The following is a 20,997-nucleotide window of genomic DNA, read 5'->3' on the forward strand; positions in this document are numbered from 1 at the left end:
CAGAACTCCTCGGCAAAATATGAATTTATTCTACCGTATTCCCGCCAAACCGTCAAGGCGGCCGGGCAAAAAAGTTGACATAAATTTTTGGTCATTCTTATTTGCAAGTCCACGCAAAACGGCTTGCACTTATGTCAAAATCTTGGTATGATAGATGTAATTTGAATCACAACGGAGGGATACCCATGCTGAAGATCACAACGGAGGGCGTATACTACAAAAACGGCGCCTTTCTGCCCGCCCAGGACGGACCCGCAGCCGGCCTGCCCGCCCCGGAAGAGGCCAAAAAAGGCACCATGGCCTACGCCATCCTGCAAGCCCACAACACCAGCGGTTCCATGGACAGCCTGGCCATCAAATTTGACGCCATGGCCTCCCATGACATTACATATGTGGGCATCATCCAGACCGCCCGTGCCTCCGGCATGAAGGAGTTCCCGCTGCCCTATGTGCTGACCAACTGCCACAACTCCCTGTGCGCCGTGGGCGGCACCATCAACGAGGATGACCACGTGTTCGGCCTGTCCGCCGCCAAGAAGTACGGCGGCGAGTTCGTCCCCGCCCACCAGAGCGTCATCCATTCCTACATGCGGGAGCGGTATGCCGCCCCGGGCAAGATGATCCTGGGCTCCGACTCCCACACCCGCTACGGCGCCTACGGCACCATGGCCATCGGCGAGGGCGGCCCCGAGCTGGCCCGTCAGCTGCTGGAGAAGACCTATAACATCTCCTATCCCAAGGTCATCGCCATCTACCTCACCGGCGCCCCCATCCCCGGCGTGGGTCCTCAGGACGTGGCACTGGAGCTCATCCGCTCCACCTTCAAGGACGGCATTGTGAAGAACGCCGTCATGGAGTTCTTCGGCCCCGGCGTGGCAAACCTCTCCATGGATTACCGTTCCGGCATCGACGTGATGACCACCGAGACCACCTGCCTGTCCTCTGTCTGGCCCGCCGACGACACCCTGAAGGATCACCTGGCGGTACTGGGCCGGGGCGGCGAGTTCAAGCCTCAGGCTCCCGCCGACGGCGCCTACTATGACGGAATCATCGAAGTGGAGCTGGACAAGATCCGGCCCATGATCGCCCTTCCCTTCCACCCCTCCAACGCCTACACCATCAAAGAGTTTAAGGAGAACATGGAAGACCTGCTCCACCAGGTGGACGAGGACACCATGCATCAGCTGAAGCTGAAGAGCAAGCCCGCCTCCCTGCTGGACAAGGTGGTGAACGGCCAGTTCCATGTGGATCAGGGCGTCATCGCCGGCTGCTCCGGCGGCACCTACCAGAATATCGTCCGGGCGGCTCAGATCCTGGACGGTCACGCCATCGGCGCCGACGAGTTCTGGCTGTCCGTCTACCCCACCAGCCAGCCCGTCAACCTGGAGCTGACCCGGAAGGGCTACATCACCTCCCTGATGGCCGCCGGCGCCTCTATCCGCTCCTGCTTCTGCGGTCCCTGCTTCGGCGCCGGCGACGTGCCCGCCAACGGGGCTTTCTCCATCCGTCACTCCACCCGGAACTTCCCCAACCGGGAGGGCTCCAAGCCCTCCGACGGCCAGGTATCCTACGTGGCTCTGATGGACGCCCGCTCCATCGCCGCCACCGCCCTCAATGGCGGCGTGCTCACCGGGGCCGACGAGCTGCCCAGCGCCCCCGTGGATCCCGCTGTGGAGCCCTTCGCCTATGATCCCACCCCCTACAAGGCCCGGGTGTACTTCGGCGTGGGCAAGGCCGATCCCAGCCAGGAGCTGGTGTTTGGCCCCAACATCGCCGACTGGCCGGAGCAGGTGGCCCTGCCAGAGAACCTGCTGCTCACCGTGTGCTCCGCTATCTATGACCCCGTCACCACCACCGATGAACTCATCCCCTCCGGTGAGACCTCTTCCTACCGCTCCAACCCCATCAAGCTGTCCGACTTCGCCCTGAGCCGGAAGGATCCCCAGTATGTCCCCCGCGCCAAGGAGATCCTGGCGGTGGAGAAGCTGCGCCGCACCAATCCCGAGGCCCCTGAAGTGAAGGACGCCCTCATGGGCCACGACGGAAAAGATACCGGCCTGGGCTCCCTGGTGATGGCCCTCAAGCCCGGCGACGGCTCCGCCCGTGAGCAAGCCGCCTCCTGCCAGCGTGTGCTGGGCGGTGTGGCTAACCTGGCCGCCGAGTACGCCACCAAGCGCTACCGCTCCAACGTGGTGAACTGGGGCATGCTGCCCTTCATCGCCGAGGGTGTGAAGGACTGGAACATCCAGCCCGGCGACAAGCTGTACATCCCCGGCGTCCGCTCCGCCGTGGACAGCGGCGCGGAGGATATCTCCGCTACCCTGATCCAGAACGGCACGGAAAAGGCCGTCACCCTGAAGCTGCCCGGTATGACCCGGGAAGAGCGGGATATCGTCCTGGCTGGCTGCCTGATCAACTACTACGCCAAGTGAGGATATCGGATATGGAAACCCATGAACTGTCCTGTGCGGACTGCGGCAGCAAAGCATGCTCCAGCGGAATGGGAACATTCCCCCCCTTCTGCACCACATCGGCACTCGAGCCCGGCGAACTGGACGAGGCGCTTTCTCTCTCCACGCAGGAGGAGAACCAGCGGGTTCTTCAGACTGCCGCACAGGTAGAGTATGAAGGCTACTGCAAGTGGACGCGGGTGGAGGAAATCATGCAATTTGCCCGCCGCATGGGCTTTCAGAAAATTGGAATCGCTACCTGTGTCGGTCTGTTGAAAGAAAGCCATGCACTGGCACGGATCCTTCGGGCAAACGGCTTCCAGGTATATTCCATAGCCTGTAAAGCCGGAATGACAGACAAGACCGCAATCGGAATCGATGAAGCATGTAAGCAGGTCGGGGCGAATATGTGCAATCCTATCCTGCAGGCCAAGCACCTCAACCGGCTTGGCACGGAGCTCAACATCGTCGTCGGTCTGTGCGTGGGACACGACAGCATGTTCTACAAATACGCGGAGGGCCTCACCACCACCCTGGTCACCAAGGACCGGGTCACCGGCCATAATCCGGCCGCCGTGCTCTACAACCTGGACAGCTATTACAAGCGTCTGCTGGACCCGCCCAAGTCTGAGGAAGCATAATTTTTCTCTCCCGCAATCATTGCCCCCTCTCAGGTGTGTATAGATCAGAAAGCACTGGAAGGAGGATCTGCCATGAAGCGTCTGCTCCGCACTCTTCCCTGTCTTCTGCTCTGCCTGCTCCTGCTGGGGAGCTCAGCCTCCGCCGACATGGGACCCAAACAGTCCGTCACTATCACGGTGACCAACGCCCCGGAGGGGGTGTACTATCTGGACCTGCTCCACCAGGCTGATTGGGACTACAGCAATGTGGATCTGGAGGAATATGACCCGGACCTGATCCAGGGGCTTCGGAGCTGGGAGGACGAGGGCTGGTATCCCGCCCTGGCTCACGGCACCAACCTACCCCTGTTCGGCGATCTGACGCCGGGGACGGACGGGACCCACACCTTTTCCTATGTGGGCCTGCCGGACACCTTCCGCATTGCGGTGTCCTCCGCCGATGGGGCTCAGGCCACGGAGGAGCCTTTCACCCGAACGGTGTTTCATACCGAGCTGGTGTACGACTACGCCACTAACACCGTCACCAAGTCCACCTCCACTGTGGGATATTACCTCACTCAGTTCCTCTCCACCTTCGTCCCTACGCTTGTGGTGGAGGGCATCCTGCTGTGGCTGTTCGGATTCCGCACCAGACGGAGCGTGGTGGTATGTTTCATCGTCAACCTGGCGACCCAGGCGGCCCTCCACATCCTGCTGGGCTCGGCCATCCTGGCTGTGGGTGCTCACTACCTGTACTACCTGATGCTGGTGCCGGTGGAGGTTCTGATCCTGCTGGCGGAGGCCATCGCCTACGGCCTGCTGCTGCGGGAGCATACGCCCCGCCGCCGGGTGGGATACGCCGTATGCGCCAACCTGACCAGCTACGCCGCCGGTTTCCTGCCTCTCTACTTCATCGCCCAGTTCCTTCTGGGCTGGTGGTAAAGAATTGTTTTACAGAACGGCCAAAATGCGTTATAATACGATACGCCGGGTAGGAATTACCCGGCGTATCGTATTTTTAATTAGACAAGGGGATCTCTATGAAAAAACTGCTCGCGGCGGCCTGTACCCTGGGCCTCCTGCTCTCCGCCTGCTCGTCGCCCGCCGCCTCCCAGCCTGAGGACGACGGCAAGCTCCATGTGCTTGCCACCACTTATCCAGTCTACCTGTTCACCACGGCGGTGGCCGAGGGAGTGGACAATGTGGAGGTCAGCCTGCTGGTCAACCAGCAGACCTCCTGCCTCCACGACTACACGCTCACCGTCAGCGATATGAAGGCCATTGAGGGTGCCGACGTCATCGTAATGAACGGTGCCGGGCTGGAGGACTTTATGGACGACGCCCTGGCCGCCTCCGACGCGCCGGTGATCGACTGCTCCGAGGGGATCGATCTGCTGCCCGCCCTGGGCCACGAGGGCCACGACCACGACACCGAGTATGACCCTCATATCTGGATGAACGAGGAATCCGCCGCCGTAATGATGAACAACATCGTCCATGGCCTGGGAGCGCTTGATGGGGCACATCTGGAGCAGTACAACGAAAACGGCAACGCCGCAATCGCGCTGCTGCCCGGCGACGATCCCCGGCTGGAGGAACTGGCCTGCCCCTATCTGATTACCTTCCATGACGGCTTCCAGTACTTCGCTCTGGACAATGGCCTCACCCTGCTGAAGGCTATTGAAGAGGAAGAGGGCTCCGAGGCTTCCGCCGCCGAGATCAAGGAGATCGTGGCGCTTATCGAGGAATACGATATCCCGGCCATCTTCACCGAGGTCAACGGCTCAGACGCCACCGCCCAGGCGATCTCCCGGGAAACTGGCTGTGAAGTATACCAGCTTGACATGATCATGAGCGGCGACGGTACGGGCATCCAGCCCTATGTGGACGCCATGGAGAAAAATATGGATACTATTCTGGAGGCTTTGGGATGAGCGTACACAAACACGGCGATTCCGGCCCGGGCTGCGCCGGTTCCTGCTGCCTGAAAGTAAATGACCTGGGGGTCAATTTCGGCAGCGAAGAGGTGCTCCACGACGTCTCCTTCCACCTGCACTGCGGGGAGATCGTGGCCCTCATTGGTCCCAACGGAGCGGGCAAAAGCTCCCTGTTCCGCACCATTCTGGGGCAGATCCCTCACACCGGCACCATCGAGTTCCAGCGGGCCGGAGGCGACAAGACCCGCCCCCTGATCGGCTATGTACCCCAGTCCCCCAGCTTTGACCGGGGTGACCCGGTAAGCGTGTTCGACTTTTTCTCCGCTGCCATCTCCAAGTGGCCGGTGTTCCTCCCCTCCCCCAAAAAGCTGCGAGAGCGGGTGGCGGGCTGTCTGGCTCGGGTCCACGGGGACGCTCTCATTGACAAGCGGATGGGGGCACTGTCCGGCGGTGAGCTCCAGCGGGTGCTGCTGGCCCTGGCTCTGGAGCCTCTGCCTCACATTCTGGTGCTGGACGAGCCTCTCTCCGGCGTGGACATCGACGGAGAAAAACAGCTGCTGGACATGCTGGACGAGATCCGCACCAGCTATGACCTGTCCATTCTCCTGTCCACCCACGACTTTGCCACTCTGGATCAGTACGCCGACAAGGTGCTGCTGCTCAAGCATCAGATTCTCAAGGTCGGCCCCCCTGCCGAGGTGCTCGCCTCGCCGGAGTTCCAGGAGGTCTTTCATCTGGATCTGCGGAAAGGAGGGCGGCAGTAGTGGAATGGTGGTATTCCCTGGTGGAGCTGCTGCCCTTTGATTGGGCGGCCCCCGGCTCCATGTATTTTATGAAAAACGCTCTGCTGGCGGTGCTGGTCATTTCTCCCCTGTTCGGCCTGCTGAGCACCATGGTGGTCACCAACCGGATGAGCTTCTTCTCCGACGCGCTGGGCCACTCCGCTTTTACCGGCATCGCCATCGGCACTCTGTGCGGTTTTGCCGACCCCATGTGGATGGCGGTGCTGCTGGCTGCTGTCTTTGCCCTGCTGTTCACCTATGTACGCCGGAAGTCCCACATGGCCAGCGATACGGTGATCGGAGTGTTCTCCTCCACCGCGGTGGCGCTGGGCATCTTCATCGCCACCCTGGACGGAGGCAGCTTTACCAAATTCAACAGCCTGCTCATTGGTGACATTCTCAGCGTGGAGCCCGCCAAGATCGGCCTGCTGGCAGTGATCCTGCTGGTGGTGGTGCTGCTGTGGCTGGCCTCTTTCAACGGCCTGATGCTCTCCTCCATCCACCCCGCTCTAGCTGACAGCCGGGGTGTGAAGGTGTTCTGGCAGGAGGCGATGTTCTCTATTGCCATCGCCGTGGTGGTCACCGTGTCCATGACCTGGGTGGGTCTGCTGGTCATCAACTCCCTGCTGGTCCTCCCCGCCGCCGCCGGGCGCAACCTGGCCCGGAACATGCGGCAATTCCATCTGTTCTCCATCTTGGCCGCTGTGGTGGCGGGTATCGCGGGACTGATGACTTCCTACCACATCGGCTCCTCCGCAGGCGCCTCCATCACCCTGTACCTGGCCCTGTGGTTCGCAATCACCTTCCTGTTCCGGCAGTCCAGAATGTAAAAGCACCGGCCCGGCGTTTCAAACGCCGGGCCGTATTTTTTTACCCGGGACTTGTTTTTTGGGCCTGCTTGTCCGTTATACTACCAGAAGAAAGGGGGTATGGGTCATGTTTCAGAGCGAAGATGCGCTGCTGCGGCGGATGGCTGCCGGCGACGAGGATGCGCTGGAGGAATTGGTAGACCGCTGGTACCCCCGAATCTACGCCTACGCCCTGCGAACCACCGGCCGGGAGCAGGACGCCCAGGACGTGACCCAGGAGACCTTTCTGGCCCTGCTCCGCCACCGGAAGTCCTTTGTCCGGAAAAACTTCCAGAGCTGGCTGTTCACCATCGCCCACCACAAATGCGTGGACCTCTTCCGGCTCCAGGGCCGGCTGGCCGCCGCGCCGGAGGAGTTGGAGCGGCTGAGCGACCCCGACTCCAGCGGACAGGTGTTGGACCGGGCCGCGCTGGAGCAGGCGCTGGAGCGGCTGCCGCCCCTCCAGCGGGAGGCGGCGGTGCTCCACTACTTTCACGGCTTCACGCCCAGAGAGATCGCCGCCATGACGGACAGCCCCCTCTCCACCGTGCGCTGGCGGCTGACCGCCGCCCGGCGGGCCATGGCGGAGATGCTAAAGGAGGATGGATATGGATAGACAAGCGCAAACGGTCCGGTGGCTTAGGGCCTCCCTGCCCCGGAAAGCCCCCAGGATAAGGCTGGCTGAACTGTTGGGTCCCGCTCTGGCCGAACTTAGCCCCGGCCTGTTTCTGGGGGCTGTGGGACTGTCCCTGCTGGCCGGGCTGCTGGCAGGCAATCTGACTGTCCCCTTTACCGCCACCTTCTGTGCCGCTCCTCTGCCACTGTTCCTGCTCTATTTCCGCTATTTCTGGCGGAACGAGCCCCGGATGCGGGAGCTGGAGCGCACCTTCCGCTTCTCCTTCCATCAGATGTGTCTGGCCCGGTTCACAGTGCTCTTCAGCTGCACAGCGGCTGCCCTGCTGGCCCTGTGCCTCACCGCTGCCCGGAGCGGTGCCTCTGCCCTGGCCCTGGCCCTGTGCGGAGCCTCCTCCGCCGCCCTGCTGGGAGGCGCTCTGCTGCTGCTCTCCCTGGGGTTGCGCACCAGCGGCCTGGGCCTGATGGTCGGGACCCTGTGGATGGGCCTGTGTACTCCTCTGGTGGGGCTGCGTCTGGAGCGCTGGCTAGCCGCCCTGCCCCTGTGGGGATGGATGGTCCCCCTGGCCCTAGGGTGCCTGATGGGGAGCACAGCCCTGACTGGGCGTTGTCCCTCCCCGGGAACGGAGGACAGTTTATGGTGACACTGAACAGTGAGTGGCACAAGTTCCGCTCCGTCCGGGAACTGTGGGTGGGGCTGGGGTTTGCCCTGCTGCTGACCCTTTTGGACGCCTGCTCCAGCAGCCTTGGACTGGCCGCTCCCGTTGACTGGCTGTGGCTGGACGCGGCAAATTATCAGTTTGGCATGCTGCCCCTCCTTCTCCCCGTGGCCCTGATTCCCGGCCTGGCCAGCAGCTTCTGCGGAGAGCGCAGGGGGCCCTGGGGGCCCCTGCGCTGCACCAGCCGGGGATTGGCGGAGACCTTTTCCACCAAGGTCTTTCTGGCCCTGCTGCTGTCCGCAGGAGCCGCCGTCCTGCTGTGCGTGACAAACCTGGCGGTGATGACTGTCCGCTATGACCATGGGATCTCCCTGCTTTTGCGGAACGACTTTATCATGAGCAGTCCGGGACTGCGCCAGGGCACCACCATTCTGGAGGGCTGGCTCGCCCAGATGGGTTACTCGGTGCTGGGCGCCTGCTGCCTGTCCGGTCTGGTCCTTCTCCTCTCCTGCCTGCTGCGCCGCCCTCTCTCAGTCATGGCGGCCGCCCTGCTGCTCTATGGCCTGCCCGCCTGCGTCCACTATGGCCTGCTGCCGGGAAGTCTCGATGTGCTGAACACCGCCGCCTGGTCCTGGGTGGGGATGCTCAGCTATGACTGGCCCCGGACCGTGGGCGCCCCGCTGTGGGCCTTTCCGCTCTACATGCTGGCAGTGCTGGCGGCGGAGCTGGCCCTGGTCCGGCTGGCCTGGCGCCGCCGGGACACACACTGAGGAAGGAGGTCCCTATGGGTATCTTGTCTGCTGAATGGAAAAAATTCATTACCTTCCGGGAGGTATATGCGGCGCTTGTCCTTTCCGTAGTCATGGCGCTGTGGGGCATTCTCCCCCTGCAGGGTGATTTCTGGACCAACGTCTACAATTTCAATGCCGGTGTGGTGCCCGTGCTTATCCTCTTTCTCCAGGCGGCCGGTCTCTCCCGGCTGTTCTGCTGGGAGCGGTCCGGGCGGACCGACCCTCTGCTCCGGGTGGGGCGGTTCGGCCTGCGGGATACGTTTGGGGCAAAGCTGGCGCTGGGACTGGGCTATGGGGCGGCTGCCTCTCTCTTCCCCATCCTGCTGGGCTTCTGCCTCCACGCCCTGCGCTGCGGCGGCATACCAGCGTCCACCGGCGCGGGGGCCGTCTCAAGAATCCCCCTCTGGGAGACAGCGGGACCGCTGGCCCTATGGGGTTGGGAGCTGCTGTTCTCCCTGCTGGGCGGGCTGTGCGCCGCAGGGCTGGTGCTGCTCTGCTCCGCCCTGGCCCGCCGCCCGGTATCCGCCATGCTGGGCGCTGGCTTGTGCCTGGCCTTTCCTGCCGCACTGCGGATAGGGGTGGTAGCACTCTTCTCCCGTTTTCCTCTGCCTCAGGCGCTTATCGCCATTCTGGAAGGGCTCTACCGGCTCAGCGGATACGCCTGGTCCAGTATCCTGAGTTACGACGCCCAGCTATTAGGGGAAAACGGCGCTCTGCTCTGGCAGCCGATTCTGTACTGCCTGTGTCTGCTGGCAGCAGAGCTGACCCTGACCTGGGCGGCATGGACCAGGAGGGCGAGGACATGATGCGGGAACTGCGGCGGCTGTGGGCCGCGCCTTTCACCTGGCTGCTGGTCCTTGGCCCTACGGCTATGAGCGGCGTCCTGGCGCTGTTTCAGCGGCGTTACGGACCGGAGGCCTATTGGAACCTCATGGGCCAATTCTGGGACAAACTGGGGCTGGCTGCGGTGACCGCTCTGGTGCTCACCACATGCCTCTCCCTGATGTCCTGCGATAGAGCCTGCCGGACAGAGGATCTGATGCTCACCACCCGGCTGGGACGGAAAACGCTCTTCCTCCGCCGCCTGCTGGCCTGCGCCCTGGGGACGGCAGTTTTTTCCCTTGTCCTGGCGGGGGTAAATCTTCTGTGGGGGCTGGCATTGTCCCAGGGTCTCCCCCTCCCGGCGGGCTGGGCAGCCCCCTACCTGGGCCACACCCTGCTGGCTGCGGCAGGTGGAGCGCTCCTGGCTCTGGCCGCCTGCGGGCTGTGTGAGGCCTTCCGTTCCCTGCCTATCGCCTTTCTCCTGACTGCTGTGGTGCTGCTATTCAGTGCCCTGACAGCCGATATGAAAGGGGAACCGCTGGGCTGGTACATCCTGGCCAACGGCTTTTTCGCCAAGCTGATCCGGGGAAGAGCCCTCACAGGCTGGGCTTCCTACAGCCCGCCCTGGGGCGGCGAGTGGTGGCTCTGGGGACCCTGGCACCTGTGCCTCACCGCCCTGTGCGCGGGATGGGCCATCCGTAAAAGAAAGGAGCGCAATCAATGGTGACTTTACAGGTAGAACGGGTGAGCAAGCTGTACGGCGCCTTCGTTGCCCTGAAGGAGATCAACCTGGAGCTGGGCAGCGGAGTATACGGCCTGCTGGGCCCCAATGGAGCGGGCAAGACCACTCTCATGCGCATCATGACCGACCTGCTGATCCCCTCCCGTGGGCGGGTACTGTGGGACGGAAAGGACATTCATGCCATGGGGGCGGACTATCGGGATCTGCTGGGCTATCTGCCTCAGGATTTCGGGGTGTATCCCAACTTCACAGCGGAGAGCTTTCTGCACTATATCGCCCGGCTGAAGGGCCTGGACAAGGACACGGCCAGGCATAAGACCTCAGAGCTGCTGGAGCTGGTGGGGTTGTCTGACCGGCGGAAACGAAAGCTGGGTGGCTTCTCCGGCGGGGAGCGCCAGCGGGTAGGCATCGCCCAGGCCCTGCTCAATGATCCCCAGATCCTCATTCTGGACGAGCCCACCGCAGGGCTGGATCCCCAGGAGCGTATCCGTTTCCGGGGACTGCTCAACCACTTGGGCAAGGACCGTCTGGTGCTCCTTTCCACCCACATCGTCTCTGACGTAGAGAGCGCCGCCGACCAGGTCATCCTGCTGCGGCGGGGCGAGATCATCGGGCAGGACAGCCCCGGGGCGCTGCTGGGGCAGCTGGAGGGAAAGGTGTGGTCTGTGCCGGTCTCTCCCAGGGAACAGGAGGACCTGGCTGCCCGTTATCCCTGCAGCAATGTATCCCGTCAGGATGGAGTCACCTACATGCGGCTCATTGCCGACACTCCGCCTATTGCTTCGGCTAAACAGGTCCCGGCCAATCTGGAGGATCTGTATCTTTATCATTTTGGAGGGAAATAAAAAATGGCCGCCGAATGGCGGCCATTTTTCTGGCTTCAGATGGAAAACACATATTTGTCCAGCCGGTCAAAGGCCTCCTGGACACGGGAGAGGGGCAGCGCCAGATTCATGCGGATATGGCAGGGCCCATGGAATTTCGTGCCGTCCTGCCAGGCCACGCCTACATCCCAGCCCGCCTTCAGCACTTCCTGAATGGTCTTTCCGTGGGCAGCGCACCAATCGGTGCAGTCGACAAACAGCATGTAGGTGCCCTGGGGCTTGGCGACCTTGGCTCCATCAAAGTGCCGGGCAATATAATCGCAGGCGTAATTCACGTTGCCGGTAAGTACCTGCCGTAGCTCGTCCACCCACTCATGGCCCTCCGGCTGGTAAGCGCCCATCAGGGCATGCATGGACAGCACATTCATCTCATTGTAATGGCTCAGGGATGCCTCCTTATCGATCCGCTCCCGCAGCCAGCGGTTGTAGATGATGTGGTAGCTGCCCACCAGTCCGGCCAGGTTAAAGGTCTTGGAGGGCGCATACATGGCCACGGTGCGCTGGCGGGCGTCCTCGCTCACCGACTGGGTGGGAATATGCTTGTACCCCTCCAGGATCAGATCCGACCAGATCTCGTCAGAGATCACATAGACGTCATGCTTCCGGCACAGCTCCATAAATCGCTCTAGCTCCCAACGCTCCCACACCCGGCCGGTGGGATTGTGGGGAGAGCAGAGAATGGCGGCGTGGATCTGGTTTTCCGTGATCTTCCGCTCCATATCAGCAAAATCCATGCGCCAAACATTGTTCTCATCCAGCACCAGGGGACTGTGGACGATATGGTAGCCGTTGTTGGTCAGGCTGCTGGTGAAGCCTACATAGGTGGGAGAATGAACCAGCACATTATCACCCTTGGAGCACAGCACATTGAGGGCGGAGGTCACGCCGCCCAGCACACCGTTTGCATAGCCGATATGTTCCTTACTCAGACCGGTGACGCCATTGCACGTCTCATGCCAGCGGATGATGGCATCATAGTAATTGTCCATGGGAAAGAAATAGCCGAAGGCCGGGTGTTCGATCCGACGCATGATGGCCTGTGTCACGGTAGGCACAGTTGGAAAATTCATATCTGCCACCCACATGGGAATGGCATCAAAGCCCTCCTTGGGCGGCGCCGGCGCAAATCCCTGTCCGCTTCCCAGCCCGTCCACTGCCAGTGCGTCTTTGCCCCGGCGATCCATGACAGAGGTAAAATCGTATTTCATCTTAACCCGTCCTTTCCAGACAACTCCCCTGTTCGTATAAAAAGAAAAACCGGAAGCACCCTGCGATGCTTCCGGTTTTCTGGCAGCGGGAGAAGGATTCGAACCCTCACATACAGAGTCAGAGTCTGCTGTGCTACCCTTACACAATCCCGCTATTTCTTGGCCGCTCTCTTGAGCGCAGGTGTTATTATACGCAAAAGAGATCGAATTGTCAATAGGTTTTCCAAAATATTTTTAAAAATTTTCTTCCCCATATACAGGGCGTATAATATAGGGATTTTGGCGGACAGCCTGCAAAAATTCAGCGACTTCTATTTTAGCCCGGTCAGTTCAATAAAAAGCTTCACATAAAAAATGGTTTCCTCTTTCCCCGCTTTTCCCCCATTTTTCCCGCTACTCTTAATCTGGAATTTTATGCCGCAACTTAACATAATACATCCTCATAACCGCTTTTACAGATAGTTATTCACATTGTCCACACACTTTTCCACATGCCTATCCCCCTTTATTTTCAGTCATTTGTCCACTTATCCACTTTGTTTTCCACATCTATTTTCTTAAACTACACCCCCCTCCCCTCCCGCCACTCCGTATACATAATGCCTTTTTTCGCCCTCAATGCACCTTTTCTGTCTCTCTCCTTCAAATCAAAAAGGGCTGACTTTCGTCAGCCCTTTTTGATATCACGATTGGCATACGCGTTCAGGTCCATACCGGCCCGGTTCCCTGCCAGATACTCATAATAGCCCTGGCAGCCGATCATGGCTCCGTTGTCTCCGCACAGGGAGAGCTGAGGCAGATAGAGACGGATCCCATCCGCGGCACAGGCACGCTCCAGGTCGGCACGAATGCGGGAATTTGCCGCCACGCCGCCGGCCACCGCCAGCTTGCCGTAGCCTTTCATCCTGGCCGCCTCCATGGCACGGGGCACCAGAGAGTCGCTGACAGCTGCGGAGAAGGACGCCGCCAGATCCTTCAGGTCCAGCTGCTCTCCCTTCTGGGCGGCATTGTGGGCCAGATTGAGTACGGCAGTCTTCAGACCGGAGAAGGACATGTCCAGAGGCGCATCGGCCACATGAGCCCGGGGCAGTTCGTACCGTTTGTCGTTCCCGCCCTGAGCCAGCCGGTCCACCGGAGCGCCGCCGGGATAGCCCAGACCCAGCACCCGTGCCACTTTGTCAAAGCACTCCCCCGCCGCGTCATCCCGGGTAGCTCCCAGGATCTCCATGTCGGTATAATCCTTCACATCTACAATGAGGGTATTGCCTCCCGAGACGCACAGGCAGACAAAGGGCGGTTCCAGGTCGGGGTGGGAGATGTAGTTGGCGGCGATGTGCCCCCGGACATGGTGGACGGGCACCAGAGGCACATTCAGGCCGAAGGCGGCAGACTTGGCGAAGTTAACCCCCACCAGCAGGGCTCCGATCAGGCCGGGGGCATAGGTCACCGCCACAGCGTCAATGTCGGCCTTGGTGACCCCCGCCTCTGCAAGTGCCTGGTCCGCCAGGCCGGCGATAGCTTCGATGTGTTTCCGGGACGCGATCTCAGGCACTACGCCGCCGTAGATGGCGTGCATGTCCGCCTGGGAGGCGATGGCGTCGGACAAAACGGTGCGTCCGTCCTTTACCACGGCCACCGCCGTCTCGTCGCAGGAGGATTCAATGGCAAGTATGTTCATGGTTCATTCCTTCTTTCCGCAGTCAGGGGCCGGAATATGGATCATCCGGCGAAAGAGAAACGGGGGCATATGGCTTTTGTAAAGCCCCCGGTGAGCTGCCTGGAGGGTCTCCGGCTCCAGTGTACAGGATGCCGGCCATACCATCATGGCATAGCGCACCCCAAAGATCAACGTCTGGTAATCCAGCAGGCGAAAACCGGCTCGCTGATAGAAGGCCAGGCGCCGCCTGCGCTGTCGGTCCGCATCTGGCGGAATGCCTTCTGCCGGAGCCTCCGCCTCCACCAGCAGCGGGCAGTCCGGCCCGTATTTGTCTTTCAGCAATTCCAGCACCTGGGCCCCTCTCCCCTGCCCCCGGCTCTCCGGGTATACCGCCAGGTAGTCCAGCAGGGCACAGCGCCCCTCCTCCGTCCGCCACACAAAGGCATAGGCCAGCAGTTCATCTTCCTCATAAGCGCCCCAAGTATCATAGCGGCCCGTCTGGCACAGGCTCTCAATGGAAGACAGGGGCCGCCGCTCGCTGCGGGGAAAGTCACGCTTAATATAGGTGTGATATACCCGGCGGAGCTGCTCCGTGGTCAAAAGACGCAGCTCAGTCATGGTGCTCAAACTCCACGGTCATCAGCAAGGCGTCCTCATGTTCCTCCCGGTAGTAGTTCTTCCGGCGACCTACCTCCCGAAAACCCAGCTTCTCATACAGGCGGATGGCAGGGGTGTTGCTCTCCCGAACCTCCAGCGTGAGGAAAGCCAGGTGGGCCTGCCCCAACCGAAGATAGGACTTCAGGATCTCCTCCGCCACGCCCTGGCGGCGGAACTGAGGCGCCACGGCGATCTTTTCCAGGGTGCCCTCGTCCAAAATGGCCCGCACCTCACCGTAGCCCAGCACAGTGCCGTCCTCCCCCTCGGCTACCACCAGGGAGATCATATCGTTATACAGCTCCTGCTCCAGCAGAGTCGCCGACCAGGGGTGGGAAAAGCACGCCCGCTCGATGGCCTCCACCTGGCTCAGGTGGGATTTATCCATGGGAACCAATTTATAATTCATGTGGGTCATTCTCCTTCTTTCATCCAGGCAGGCGGCCCGGGCGGCGCTTCATCCGGTCCCAGGGGCACCTTCACATCGGTGCGCTCAGGGCCGTAAATAGCTCTGTGGAGGGCCATAACAGGGGTCAGGTCCTGAGGCAGGTATGGCAGAAAGGTGGTAAAGCGCATGCCGCAGGTGGCCATATCGTAGGCTGGCACAAAGCCGCACCGCTCATAAAAGGCCAGGCGGCGCTGCCGGATCGCATTTTCCGCCGGGTCGTCCCCTTCCACCGGGCGCTCGGCCTCAATGAGCAACAGGGACTTGCCTTCCAGCTGCTCCGCCAGCATCCGGACAATCCGACCACCCAGGCCGCCGTTCCGCCGGGCGGCGGTGACCCCCAGGTAATCCAGCAGGATGCAGCTTTTATCTGTGGGCTCCATCCACAAGGTGGCATAGCCCAGCAGCGTGTCCCCCTCGAAAAGGCCCCACACCTCGTACCGCCCGGCGGCCATCAGAGCCCGGATATCGGGCAGGGGCTTGCGCTCGTTGGGGGGAAACGCCTCGCTCAACTCCCGGACGTACCAATCCTCTAGGGCCTTTCCTGTGATGGGACACAGCTCCATAACATGCTCCTTTCAGCCCTTGGCCTCCGCCCAGCTGCGGCCCGCATGGGCCTCGGCAATCAGGGGCAGGGCCAGCTCCACGACCCGTTCCATCTCGGTCTCCAGCAGTTCCTTCACCCGGTCGGTCTCCTCCTCGGGGCACTCCACGATCAGCTCATCGTGGACCTGGAGCACCAGCTTGGCCGCCAGGCCTTCCTCCGCCAGCTTGTCCCGCACCCGGATCATAGCCAGTTTGATGATGTCGGCAGCGGTGCCCTGGATGGGCATATTCAGGGCCACCCGCTCCCCGAAGGAGCGCATATTGAAGTTGGAGGACTTCAGCTCAGGCAGCCAGCGGCGGCGGCCGAAGATGGTGGACACATAGCCGTCGGCCTTAGCCTGCTCCACCACCCGGGTCATATAGGCGTGGACGCCGGAGTACTTTTCAAAATACTTCTCCATATACTCCTTGGCCTCAGACCGGGTAACCCCGATATCCTGGGACAGGGAGAAGTCGGAGATGCCATAGACGATGCCGAAGTTCACCGCCTTGGCCCGGCGGCGCATCTCGTGGGTTACATCCTCAGGCGCCACCCCGAACACCTGGGAGGCAGTGACGGTGTGGATGTCCTCCCCGGAGCGGAAGGCGGCGATCATGTGCTCGTCGCCCGCGATGTGGGCCAGCAGCCGCAGTTCGATCTGGGAATAGTCGGCATCCACCAGCATCTTCCCCGCCGGGGCCACGAACATCTTCCGCAGCTCAGCCCCCAGCTCGGTGCGGACGGGAATGTTCTGCAGGTTGGGCTCGGTGGAACTGAGCCGTCCGGTGGCGGTGACGGTGTTCTGGAAGGAGGTGTGGATGCGCCCGTCGGGGGCGATGACCTTGGTGAGCCCGTCCACGTAGGTGGATTTCAGCTTGGCCAGCTGCCGGTAGTCCAGCACCGCCTCCACAATGGGGTGCTTGTTCCGCAGCTTCTCCAGTACCTCGGCATTGGTGGAGTAGCCGGTCTTGGTCTTCTTCACCGGGGGCAGGCCCAGCTTGTCAAAGAGGATGTGGCCGAACTGCTGGGTGGAGTTGATATTGAAGGTCTCTCCCGCCAGCTCGTAGATCAGGGACTCGTCGGCCTTGATGCGCTGGTCCAGCATCTCTCCAAAGGCGGTGAGGGCGCCCCGGTCCACCAGCATACCCAGGTGCTCCATCTCGGCCAGCACAGGGCACAGGGGCAGCTCTATCTCATAGTACAGCTTATCCATGCCCAGCTCGGTTAGGCGGGGAGCCATAGCCTCCTTCAGCGCCCCAATCAGGGCGCAGTGGGACAGGAAGGCACCCAGCACCGCCACCTGGTCGGCCAGAGGGGTAAAGGCATCCTTGGCCAGATAGGTGTCCTTGGCCTTGTCAAACTCGTGGTTGAACCATCGCATGCCCAGGGTCTCCAGCTCATAGCTGCCGTCGGTGGGCGAGAGCAGATAGGCGGCGATGGCGGTATCAAAGACGAAGCCGCCTCCCTGGATCCCCTCGTCCAGCAGCCGGGACAGGAGGGTCTTTACATCGTGGGTATTTTTCTTGATATCAGGGGCAAAGAGAGCCTTCAGAACGTCGTTATACCCCTCCAGCTGGTCGGCGCGGAGGATGGCAGCGTGGCTGTCGCTTTCGGTCTCCCAGTGCTCCACTACTACCACGTCCAGGGAGGGCAGGGCCAGCACATCCACGCTGTCCTTTGTCCGCCAGACCGCCAGCAGCTCCTCCGCCCGGGCCCGCTCGGTGACGTCCTCGCTGGTGCAGGTGCCGGTAAACTGCTCCTCCTGCTGCTGCACCTCACCCTGGGGGGCCTTCAGACCCAGCTTGTCAATCAACTTGTTAAATTCCAGCTTCAAAAACAGGTCGTACAGAGCGGCTTCATTTGGCTCCTGTCGCACATTGGCCTCGGGAGTAAAGGCGATGGGGGCGTCGGTGTGGATGGTGGCCAGGTCGTAGGACAGCTTGGCCTGCTCCGCACCCTCCGCCAGCTTCTTCAGCACGGCGGGCTTGGCCTCTATATGCTCCAGGTCTCCATAAATCGTCTCTACGCTCTGGTAGCGCTGGATCAGGTCCATGGCGGTCTTCTCCCCGATGCCCTTGACGCCGGGGATGTTGTCGCTGGAATCTCCCATCAGGGCTTTCAGGTCGATGATGTGGATGGGGTCAAATCCATAAACCTCCCGGAAGGAATCCGGGGTCATCTCCTTGGTGGTGGTCTGACCCATGCGGGTGGACACCAGCTTCACCCGAGTGGTATCGGTGACCAACTGGAGGGAATCCTTGTCACCGGTAACGATAACGGTGTCCCAGCCCGCCGCCGTGTCCTTCACGGAGATGGTACCGATCAGGTCGTCGGCCTCCCAGCCGTCCAACTCGTAGCGGGGGATATTCATAGCCTCCAGCACATTCTTCAGCACCGGTAGCTGGGCAGCCAGCTCGTCGGGCATGCCCTTCCGCTGGGCCTTGTAGCCCTCGTAGGCCAGGTGGCGGAAGGTAGGGGCCTTGCGGTCGAAGGTGACGCACAGAGCCTCCGGCTTCTCCTCGTCCAGCAGCTTGAGCAGGATGTTCACAAAGCCATAGACGGCGTTGGTGGGCTGGCCGTCCTTGGTGGTAAGCAGCCGGATTCCGTAAAAGGCCCGGTTGATAATGGAATTGCCGTCAATGACCATGAGTTTCATGGAAGATCCTCCCGTTCTGGAAATGCCCATAAGTAGTTATATTATACCACATAACGAGGAGATAGTCAAAAACCGGGCGGCCCTGCGGGGCCGCCCGGTCTGGCTTATTCTTCCGTGGTTGTGACGACAGATTCGGTGACCATGGATACCTCGCTCTCCCCCATTTCAGTGCCGGCGGGCACAATGCTGGTGACAGCCTCAGGCTTGCCTTCCTCATTCAGGGTGACCTTCACCTGGACGGAAGCGCCCTCGTCCTCATACTCCCACAAGTAGCTGCCCGTCTCATTCAGCTCGTCGGTAATATCGGTCTCCTGGCCGTCAATGGTCAGAATCACCCTGCCTTCCCGCTCCTCCAGGCTGACCTCAGGGTAGCTCAGGCCAATGACATATTCCCCGGTATCCAGAGTCATATCCTGGCGGTACTCGCCTATGGCGATGGAGGACCGAATGGTGGATACGATCCCCTCCAGCACCTCCGGATTGGCGGCGCTGACCGAGATCACCAGCAGGGCGCACAGGGCGGCGGCGACCAGGCCCACGCGCAGGGGGCGGCGGGCGGATTTTTTCTTGGCTTGCTCTGTCATGGAAATGACCTCCTGCAATTTTTCCTCGGAGAGATGCAGCTCAGCGCATCGCTCGCGGTACGCGTTCAGGTCGAACATATGGGTTCCCCTCCCCTTCTTCTTCCGATTCGGACAGTGTTTTCCGCAGCCGGTCCCGGGCCCGCTGCAGCCAGGTCTGGACGGTGGACGGCTTGACGCCCATGGCTGCGGCCGCCTCTTTGACGGAACAGCCCTCGTAATAGTAGAGATACACGCTCAGACGGTACTTGGCGTCCAGGGCCATCACCGCCTGAAAAACCTCGTCCCCCCGGGTATCTCCCGGCGGAGGCAGCTCGTCACGCTCTTCCAGCGGCACGGCGCGCCGCCGCCAGAAGGAGCGCAGCAGCTTCCGGCTCTCATTCACCGTCACCCGTAGCAGCCAGTGCTTGATATGCTCTTCGCTTTCAAAGCAGGCTTCCTGCTGGTACAGCTTCAGCAGCGCGGTCTGGACCACGTCCTCCGCGTCCGCCCGGTTCTTCAGCGCGTGATAGGCCACCCGGTAGAGCATGTCGCCATAGGTCCGGGCCGCTTGTTCAAATGTCTCATCCGTCATGGGAACTCCCTTTCTTCCTGATGGTCTGTGAAAGGCCTTTCACTAGGAATACCCGCCAACAGGTCAAAAAATCTCACCCGGAGTAAAAAAATTGCGGAGCGCTCCGGAGAGCACTCCGCATAGGTTAAGCTTCCGCTTTTTCCAGGCGTCGATACACCACCACATACATGGTGAGCAGGCAGGCCAGGCCGCCGATCACGTTGGAGATGGGCTCCGCCAGGAATACCCCGTTCACGTCCAAGCCCAGCATAGGCAGCAGCAGCGTCAGTGGGGCCACAATAAAGGCCTTGCGCAGTAGGGAGAAGAATACCGCCTGCTTGGAGCGGCCCAAGGCCACAAACACCGACTGTCCAATGAACTGGAACGACATGCAGAAGAAAGTGGCAAAGTAGATACGGAAAGCCGGGATACCAGCGGCGATCAGATCCGCTTCGTCATTAAAAATGCGGATCAAGAACTCAGGGAACAGCATCACTAGTGCCCACACCGCCAGAGAGTATCCGATTCCCAGGCAGGCGGTGAAGCGGATGCCCTGACGCACCCGGCGGTATTCCCCCGCACCGTAGTTGTAGCCCAGCACCGGCTGACAGCCGTTGGTGATGCCTTGGATGGGCATGGAGATCACCTCGCGGATGGAGTTGATCACCGTCATCACGCCCACATACAGTTCCCCACCCCAGGCCTGGAGGGTGGCGTTGCACAGTACCTGAACCAGGCTGTTGGTCATGGACATGGCAAAGCCCGACGTGCCCAGAGACAGAATCCGGCGCACTCGTCCGGCGTGCAGGACCATAGCGGACAACCGCAGCTTCAAAATAGCACGCCGTCCGGTGAGGAACTTGAGCACCCACACCGCCGAACAGGCCTGGGAGATCACCGTAGCCAGGGCCGCTCCCCGCACACCCATGCCCAGGCCAAAGATGAAAATGGGATCCAGCACGATGTTCACCACCGCACCTACCGTCACCGTTACCATACCCATCCTGCTGAAGCCCTGGGCGTTGATGAAGGGATTCATCCCCAGTCCGATCATTACAAAAACCGTGCCCAGGATGTAGATGGTCAGATAATCGTTGGCATAGGGAAAGGTCAGGTCACTGGCGCCGAACAAATACAGAATGGGCCGCCGGAAGATCAGGCACAGTGTAGTCAGGCTCAGTCCGAAGAGGATCAGCAGGGCAAAGGAGTTGCCCATGATCCGCTCCGCCTCGTCGTTCTCTCCCCTGCCCCGGTGGATGGAGCACAGGGGTGAGCCGCCCATGCCGCACAGGTTGGCAAACCCCATGAGAATGGAGATAATGGGCAGGCAGAGGCCCAATCCGGTGAGGGCCAGATGGCCCGGCAGGCGGCCCAGATACATTCGGTCTACTACATTATAAAGAATATTGATCAGCTGGGCCACCGTCATGGGGACCGCCATATGGACGATGTTGCGGGCCATACTGCCCTTTGAGAAGTCGTTGGTTGC

Annotated in this window: 21 protein-coding genes and 1 tRNA gene; 12 read left to right on the forward strand and 10 right to left on the reverse strand. The window is 61.1% G+C overall.

Annotation, left to right across the window (positions count from 1 at the left end; translation table 11 throughout):
• The first annotated feature begins 185 nt into the window (after positions 1 to 185).
• The 12 genes from ACTNB1_RS06330 to ACTNB1_RS06385 all read left to right on the forward strand — a co-directional run bounded on the left by ACTNB1_RS06330 (position 186) and on the right by ACTNB1_RS06385 (position 11,129).
• Positions 186 to 2,432 carry a hydratase gene (locus ACTNB1_RS06330; protein ID WP_441168414.1) on the forward strand — a complete coding sequence of 749 codons (2,247 nt, stop codon included), beginning with the start codon at positions 186 to 188 and terminating at the stop codon, positions 2,430 to 2,432.
• Between the two features lie 11 nt (positions 2,433 to 2,443).
• Complete coding sequence (locus ACTNB1_RS06335; RefSeq protein WP_441168415.1) at positions 2,444 to 3,091, forward strand: DUF1847 domain-containing protein; 648 nt, start codon at positions 2,444 to 2,446, stop codon at positions 3,089 to 3,091.
• Positions 3,092 to 3,163: 72 nt separating this feature from the next.
• A complete protein-coding gene (locus ACTNB1_RS06340) occupies positions 3,164 to 4,012 on the forward strand; it encodes a hypothetical protein (protein ID WP_441168416.1) in 849 nt (282 codons plus the stop codon).
• A 98-nt stretch (positions 4,013 to 4,110) separates the two neighbouring features.
• The gene (locus ACTNB1_RS06345; RefSeq protein WP_441168417.1) at positions 4,111 to 5,004 is read left to right on the forward strand and encodes a metal ABC transporter substrate-binding protein; all 894 of its coding nucleotides are present in this window, start codon (positions 4,111 to 4,113) and stop codon (positions 5,002 to 5,004) included.
• A complete protein-coding gene (locus ACTNB1_RS06350) occupies positions 5,001 to 5,771 on the forward strand; it encodes a metal ABC transporter ATP-binding protein (protein ID WP_441168418.1) in 771 nt (256 codons plus the stop codon). The genes ACTNB1_RS06345 and ACTNB1_RS06350 overlap by 4 nt, the downstream gene beginning before the upstream one ends.
• A complete protein-coding gene (locus tag ACTNB1_RS06355) occupies positions 5,771 to 6,619 on the forward strand; it encodes a metal ABC transporter permease (protein WP_441168419.1) in 849 nt (282 codons plus the stop codon). The genes ACTNB1_RS06350 and ACTNB1_RS06355 overlap by 1 nt, the downstream gene beginning before the upstream one ends.
• Before the next feature lie 106 nt (positions 6,620 to 6,725).
• Positions 6,726 to 7,253 carry an RNA polymerase sigma factor gene (locus ACTNB1_RS06360; protein ID WP_441168420.1) on the forward strand — a complete coding sequence of 176 codons (528 nt, stop codon included), beginning with the start codon at positions 6,726 to 6,728 and terminating at the stop codon, positions 7,251 to 7,253.
• Entirely contained in the window at positions 7,246 to 7,914 is a 669-nt protein-coding gene (locus ACTNB1_RS06365) for a hypothetical protein (RefSeq protein ID WP_441168421.1), read from the forward strand. Before ACTNB1_RS06360 ends, ACTNB1_RS06365 begins: the two co-directional genes overlap by 8 nt.
• Positions 7,908 to 8,699, forward strand: a complete 792-nt coding sequence (locus tag ACTNB1_RS06370) for a hypothetical protein (RefSeq protein ID WP_441168422.1) — start codon at positions 7,908 to 7,910, stop codon at positions 8,697 to 8,699. The genes ACTNB1_RS06365 and ACTNB1_RS06370 overlap by 7 nt, the downstream gene beginning before the upstream one ends.
• A gap of 14 nt (positions 8,700 to 8,713) precedes the next feature.
• The gene (locus tag ACTNB1_RS06375; protein WP_441168423.1) at positions 8,714 to 9,526 is read left to right on the forward strand and encodes a hypothetical protein; all 813 of its coding nucleotides are present in this window, start codon (positions 8,714 to 8,716) and stop codon (positions 9,524 to 9,526) included.
• Positions 9,523 to 10,269, forward strand: coding sequence for a hypothetical protein (locus tag ACTNB1_RS06380; RefSeq protein ID WP_441168424.1), 747 nt, complete (start codon positions 9,523 to 9,525; stop codon positions 10,267 to 10,269). Before ACTNB1_RS06375 ends, ACTNB1_RS06380 begins: the two co-directional genes overlap by 4 nt.
• Positions 10,263 to 11,129 (forward strand): ABC transporter ATP-binding protein, encoded by an 867-nt coding sequence (locus ACTNB1_RS06385; RefSeq protein WP_441168425.1) that lies wholly within the window; start codon positions 10,263 to 10,265, stop codon positions 11,127 to 11,129. The genes ACTNB1_RS06380 and ACTNB1_RS06385 overlap by 7 nt, the downstream gene beginning before the upstream one ends.
• A 35-nt stretch (positions 11,130 to 11,164) precedes the next feature.
• On the opposite strand, the gene ACTNB1_RS06390 is transcribed toward ACTNB1_RS06385, so the two are convergent.
• From ACTNB1_RS06390 to ACTNB1_RS06435, 10 genes are all read right to left on the reverse strand, one after another.
• Entirely contained in the window at positions 11,165 to 12,376 is a 1,212-nt protein-coding gene (locus tag ACTNB1_RS06390) for a MalY/PatB family protein (protein WP_441168426.1), read from the reverse strand.
• 80 nt (positions 12,377 to 12,456) lie between these two features.
• Positions 12,457 to 12,530: transfer RNA gene (locus ACTNB1_RS06395), tRNA-Gln, on the reverse strand.
• A gap of 513 nt (positions 12,531 to 13,043) precedes the next feature.
• Complete coding sequence (gene tsaD / locus ACTNB1_RS06400; protein ID WP_441168427.1) at positions 13,044 to 14,054, reverse strand: tRNA (adenosine(37)-N6)-threonylcarbamoyltransferase complex transferase subunit TsaD; 1,011 nt, start codon at positions 14,052 to 14,054, stop codon at positions 13,044 to 13,046.
• 3 nt (positions 14,055 to 14,057) lie between these two features.
• The gene (locus tag ACTNB1_RS06405) at positions 14,058 to 14,651 is read right to left on the reverse strand and encodes a GNAT family N-acetyltransferase (protein WP_441168428.1); all 594 of its coding nucleotides are present in this window, start codon (positions 14,649 to 14,651) and stop codon (positions 14,058 to 14,060) included.
• Positions 14,644 to 15,096 carry a ribosomal protein S18-alanine N-acetyltransferase gene (rimI, locus tag ACTNB1_RS06410; protein WP_441168429.1) on the reverse strand — a complete coding sequence of 151 codons (453 nt, stop codon included), beginning with the start codon at positions 15,094 to 15,096 and terminating at the stop codon, positions 14,644 to 14,646. The genes ACTNB1_RS06405 and rimI overlap by 8 nt, the downstream gene beginning before the upstream one ends.
• A gap of 5 nt (positions 15,097 to 15,101) precedes the next feature.
• A complete protein-coding gene (locus tag ACTNB1_RS06415; RefSeq protein WP_441168430.1) occupies positions 15,102 to 15,698 on the reverse strand; it encodes a GNAT family N-acetyltransferase in 597 nt (198 codons plus the stop codon).
• Between the two features lie 12 nt (positions 15,699 to 15,710).
• The gene (gene polA / locus ACTNB1_RS06420) at positions 15,711 to 18,374 is read right to left on the reverse strand and encodes a DNA polymerase I (protein WP_441168431.1); all 2,664 of its coding nucleotides are present in this window, start codon (positions 18,372 to 18,374) and stop codon (positions 15,711 to 15,713) included.
• 104 nt (positions 18,375 to 18,478) lie between these two features.
• The gene (locus ACTNB1_RS06425) at positions 18,479 to 18,958 is read right to left on the reverse strand and encodes a hypothetical protein (protein ID WP_441168432.1); all 480 of its coding nucleotides are present in this window, start codon (positions 18,956 to 18,958) and stop codon (positions 18,479 to 18,481) included.
• A gap of 40 nt (positions 18,959 to 18,998) precedes the next feature.
• On the reverse strand, positions 18,999 to 19,529 hold the full coding sequence (locus tag ACTNB1_RS06430) for an RNA polymerase sigma factor (protein ID WP_441168433.1): 531 nt from the start codon (positions 19,527 to 19,529) through the stop codon (positions 18,999 to 19,001).
• 124 nt (positions 19,530 to 19,653) lie between these two features.
• Entirely contained in the window at positions 19,654 to 20,970 is a 1,317-nt protein-coding gene (locus ACTNB1_RS06435) for an MATE family efflux transporter (protein WP_441168588.1), read from the reverse strand.
• Between the last annotated feature and the right edge of the window lie 27 nt (positions 20,971 to 20,997).

The organism is Flavonifractor sp. HCP28S3_F3 (genome assembly GCF_052065355.1).
Taxonomy (GTDB): domain Bacteria; phylum Bacillota; class Clostridia; order Oscillospirales; family Oscillospiraceae; genus Flavonifractor.

Excerpts from the sequence above, each read along its gene's own strand:
- ACTNB1_RS06330 (WP_441168414.1), top strand. The coding sequence starts at position 186 with ATGCTGAAGATCACAACGGAGGGCGTATACTACAAAAACGGCGCCTTT.
- ACTNB1_RS06335 (WP_441168415.1), top strand. The coding sequence starts at position 2,444 with ATGGAAACCCATGAACTGTCCTGTGCGGACTGCGGCAGCAAAGCATGC.
- ACTNB1_RS06340 (WP_441168416.1), top strand. The coding sequence starts at position 3,164 with ATGAAGCGTCTGCTCCGCACTCTTCCCTGTCTTCTGCTCTGCCTGCTC.
- ACTNB1_RS06345 (WP_441168417.1), top strand. The coding sequence starts at position 4,111 with ATGAAAAAACTGCTCGCGGCGGCCTGTACCCTGGGCCTCCTGCTCTCC.
- ACTNB1_RS06350 (WP_441168418.1), top strand. The coding sequence starts at position 5,001 with ATGAGCGTACACAAACACGGCGATTCCGGCCCGGGCTGCGCCGGTTCC.
- ACTNB1_RS06360 (WP_441168420.1), top strand. The coding sequence starts at position 6,726 with ATGTTTCAGAGCGAAGATGCGCTGCTGCGGCGGATGGCTGCCGGCGAC.
- ACTNB1_RS06365 (WP_441168421.1), top strand. The coding sequence starts at position 7,246 with ATGGATAGACAAGCGCAAACGGTCCGGTGGCTTAGGGCCTCCCTGCCC.
- ACTNB1_RS06370 (WP_441168422.1), top strand. The coding sequence starts at position 7,908 with ATGGTGACACTGAACAGTGAGTGGCACAAGTTCCGCTCCGTCCGGGAA.
- ACTNB1_RS06375 (WP_441168423.1), top strand. The coding sequence starts at position 8,714 with ATGGGTATCTTGTCTGCTGAATGGAAAAAATTCATTACCTTCCGGGAG.
- ACTNB1_RS06380 (WP_441168424.1), top strand. The coding sequence starts at position 9,523 with ATGATGCGGGAACTGCGGCGGCTGTGGGCCGCGCCTTTCACCTGGCTG.
- ACTNB1_RS06385 (WP_441168425.1), top strand. The coding sequence starts at position 10,263 with ATGGTGACTTTACAGGTAGAACGGGTGAGCAAGCTGTACGGCGCCTTC.
- ACTNB1_RS06390 (WP_441168426.1), bottom strand. The coding sequence starts at position 12,376 with ATGAAATACGATTTTACCTCTGTCATGGATCGCCGGGGCAAAGACGCA.
- tsaD (WP_441168427.1), bottom strand. The coding sequence starts at position 14,054 with ATGAACATACTTGCCATTGAATCCTCCTGCGACGAGACGGCGGTGGCC.
- ACTNB1_RS06405 (WP_441168428.1), bottom strand. The coding sequence starts at position 14,651 with ATGACTGAGCTGCGTCTTTTGACCACGGAGCAGCTCCGCCGGGTATAT.
- rimI (WP_441168429.1), bottom strand. The coding sequence starts at position 15,096 with ATGAATTATAAATTGGTTCCCATGGATAAATCCCACCTGAGCCAGGTG.
- ACTNB1_RS06415 (WP_441168430.1), bottom strand. The coding sequence starts at position 15,698 with ATGGAGCTGTGTCCCATCACAGGAAAGGCCCTAGAGGATTGGTACGTC.
- polA (WP_441168431.1), bottom strand. The coding sequence starts at position 18,374 with ATGAAACTCATGGTCATTGACGGCAATTCCATTATCAACCGGGCCTTT.
- ACTNB1_RS06425 (WP_441168432.1), bottom strand. The coding sequence starts at position 18,958 with ATGACAGAGCAAGCCAAGAAAAAATCCGCCCGCCGCCCCCTGCGCGTG.
- ACTNB1_RS06430 (WP_441168433.1), bottom strand. The coding sequence starts at position 19,529 with ATGACGGATGAGACATTTGAACAAGCGGCCCGGACCTATGGCGACATG.
- ACTNB1_RS06435 (WP_441168588.1), bottom strand. The coding sequence starts at position 20,970 with ATGGCCCGCAACATCGTCCATATGGCGGTCCCCATGACGGTGGCCCAG.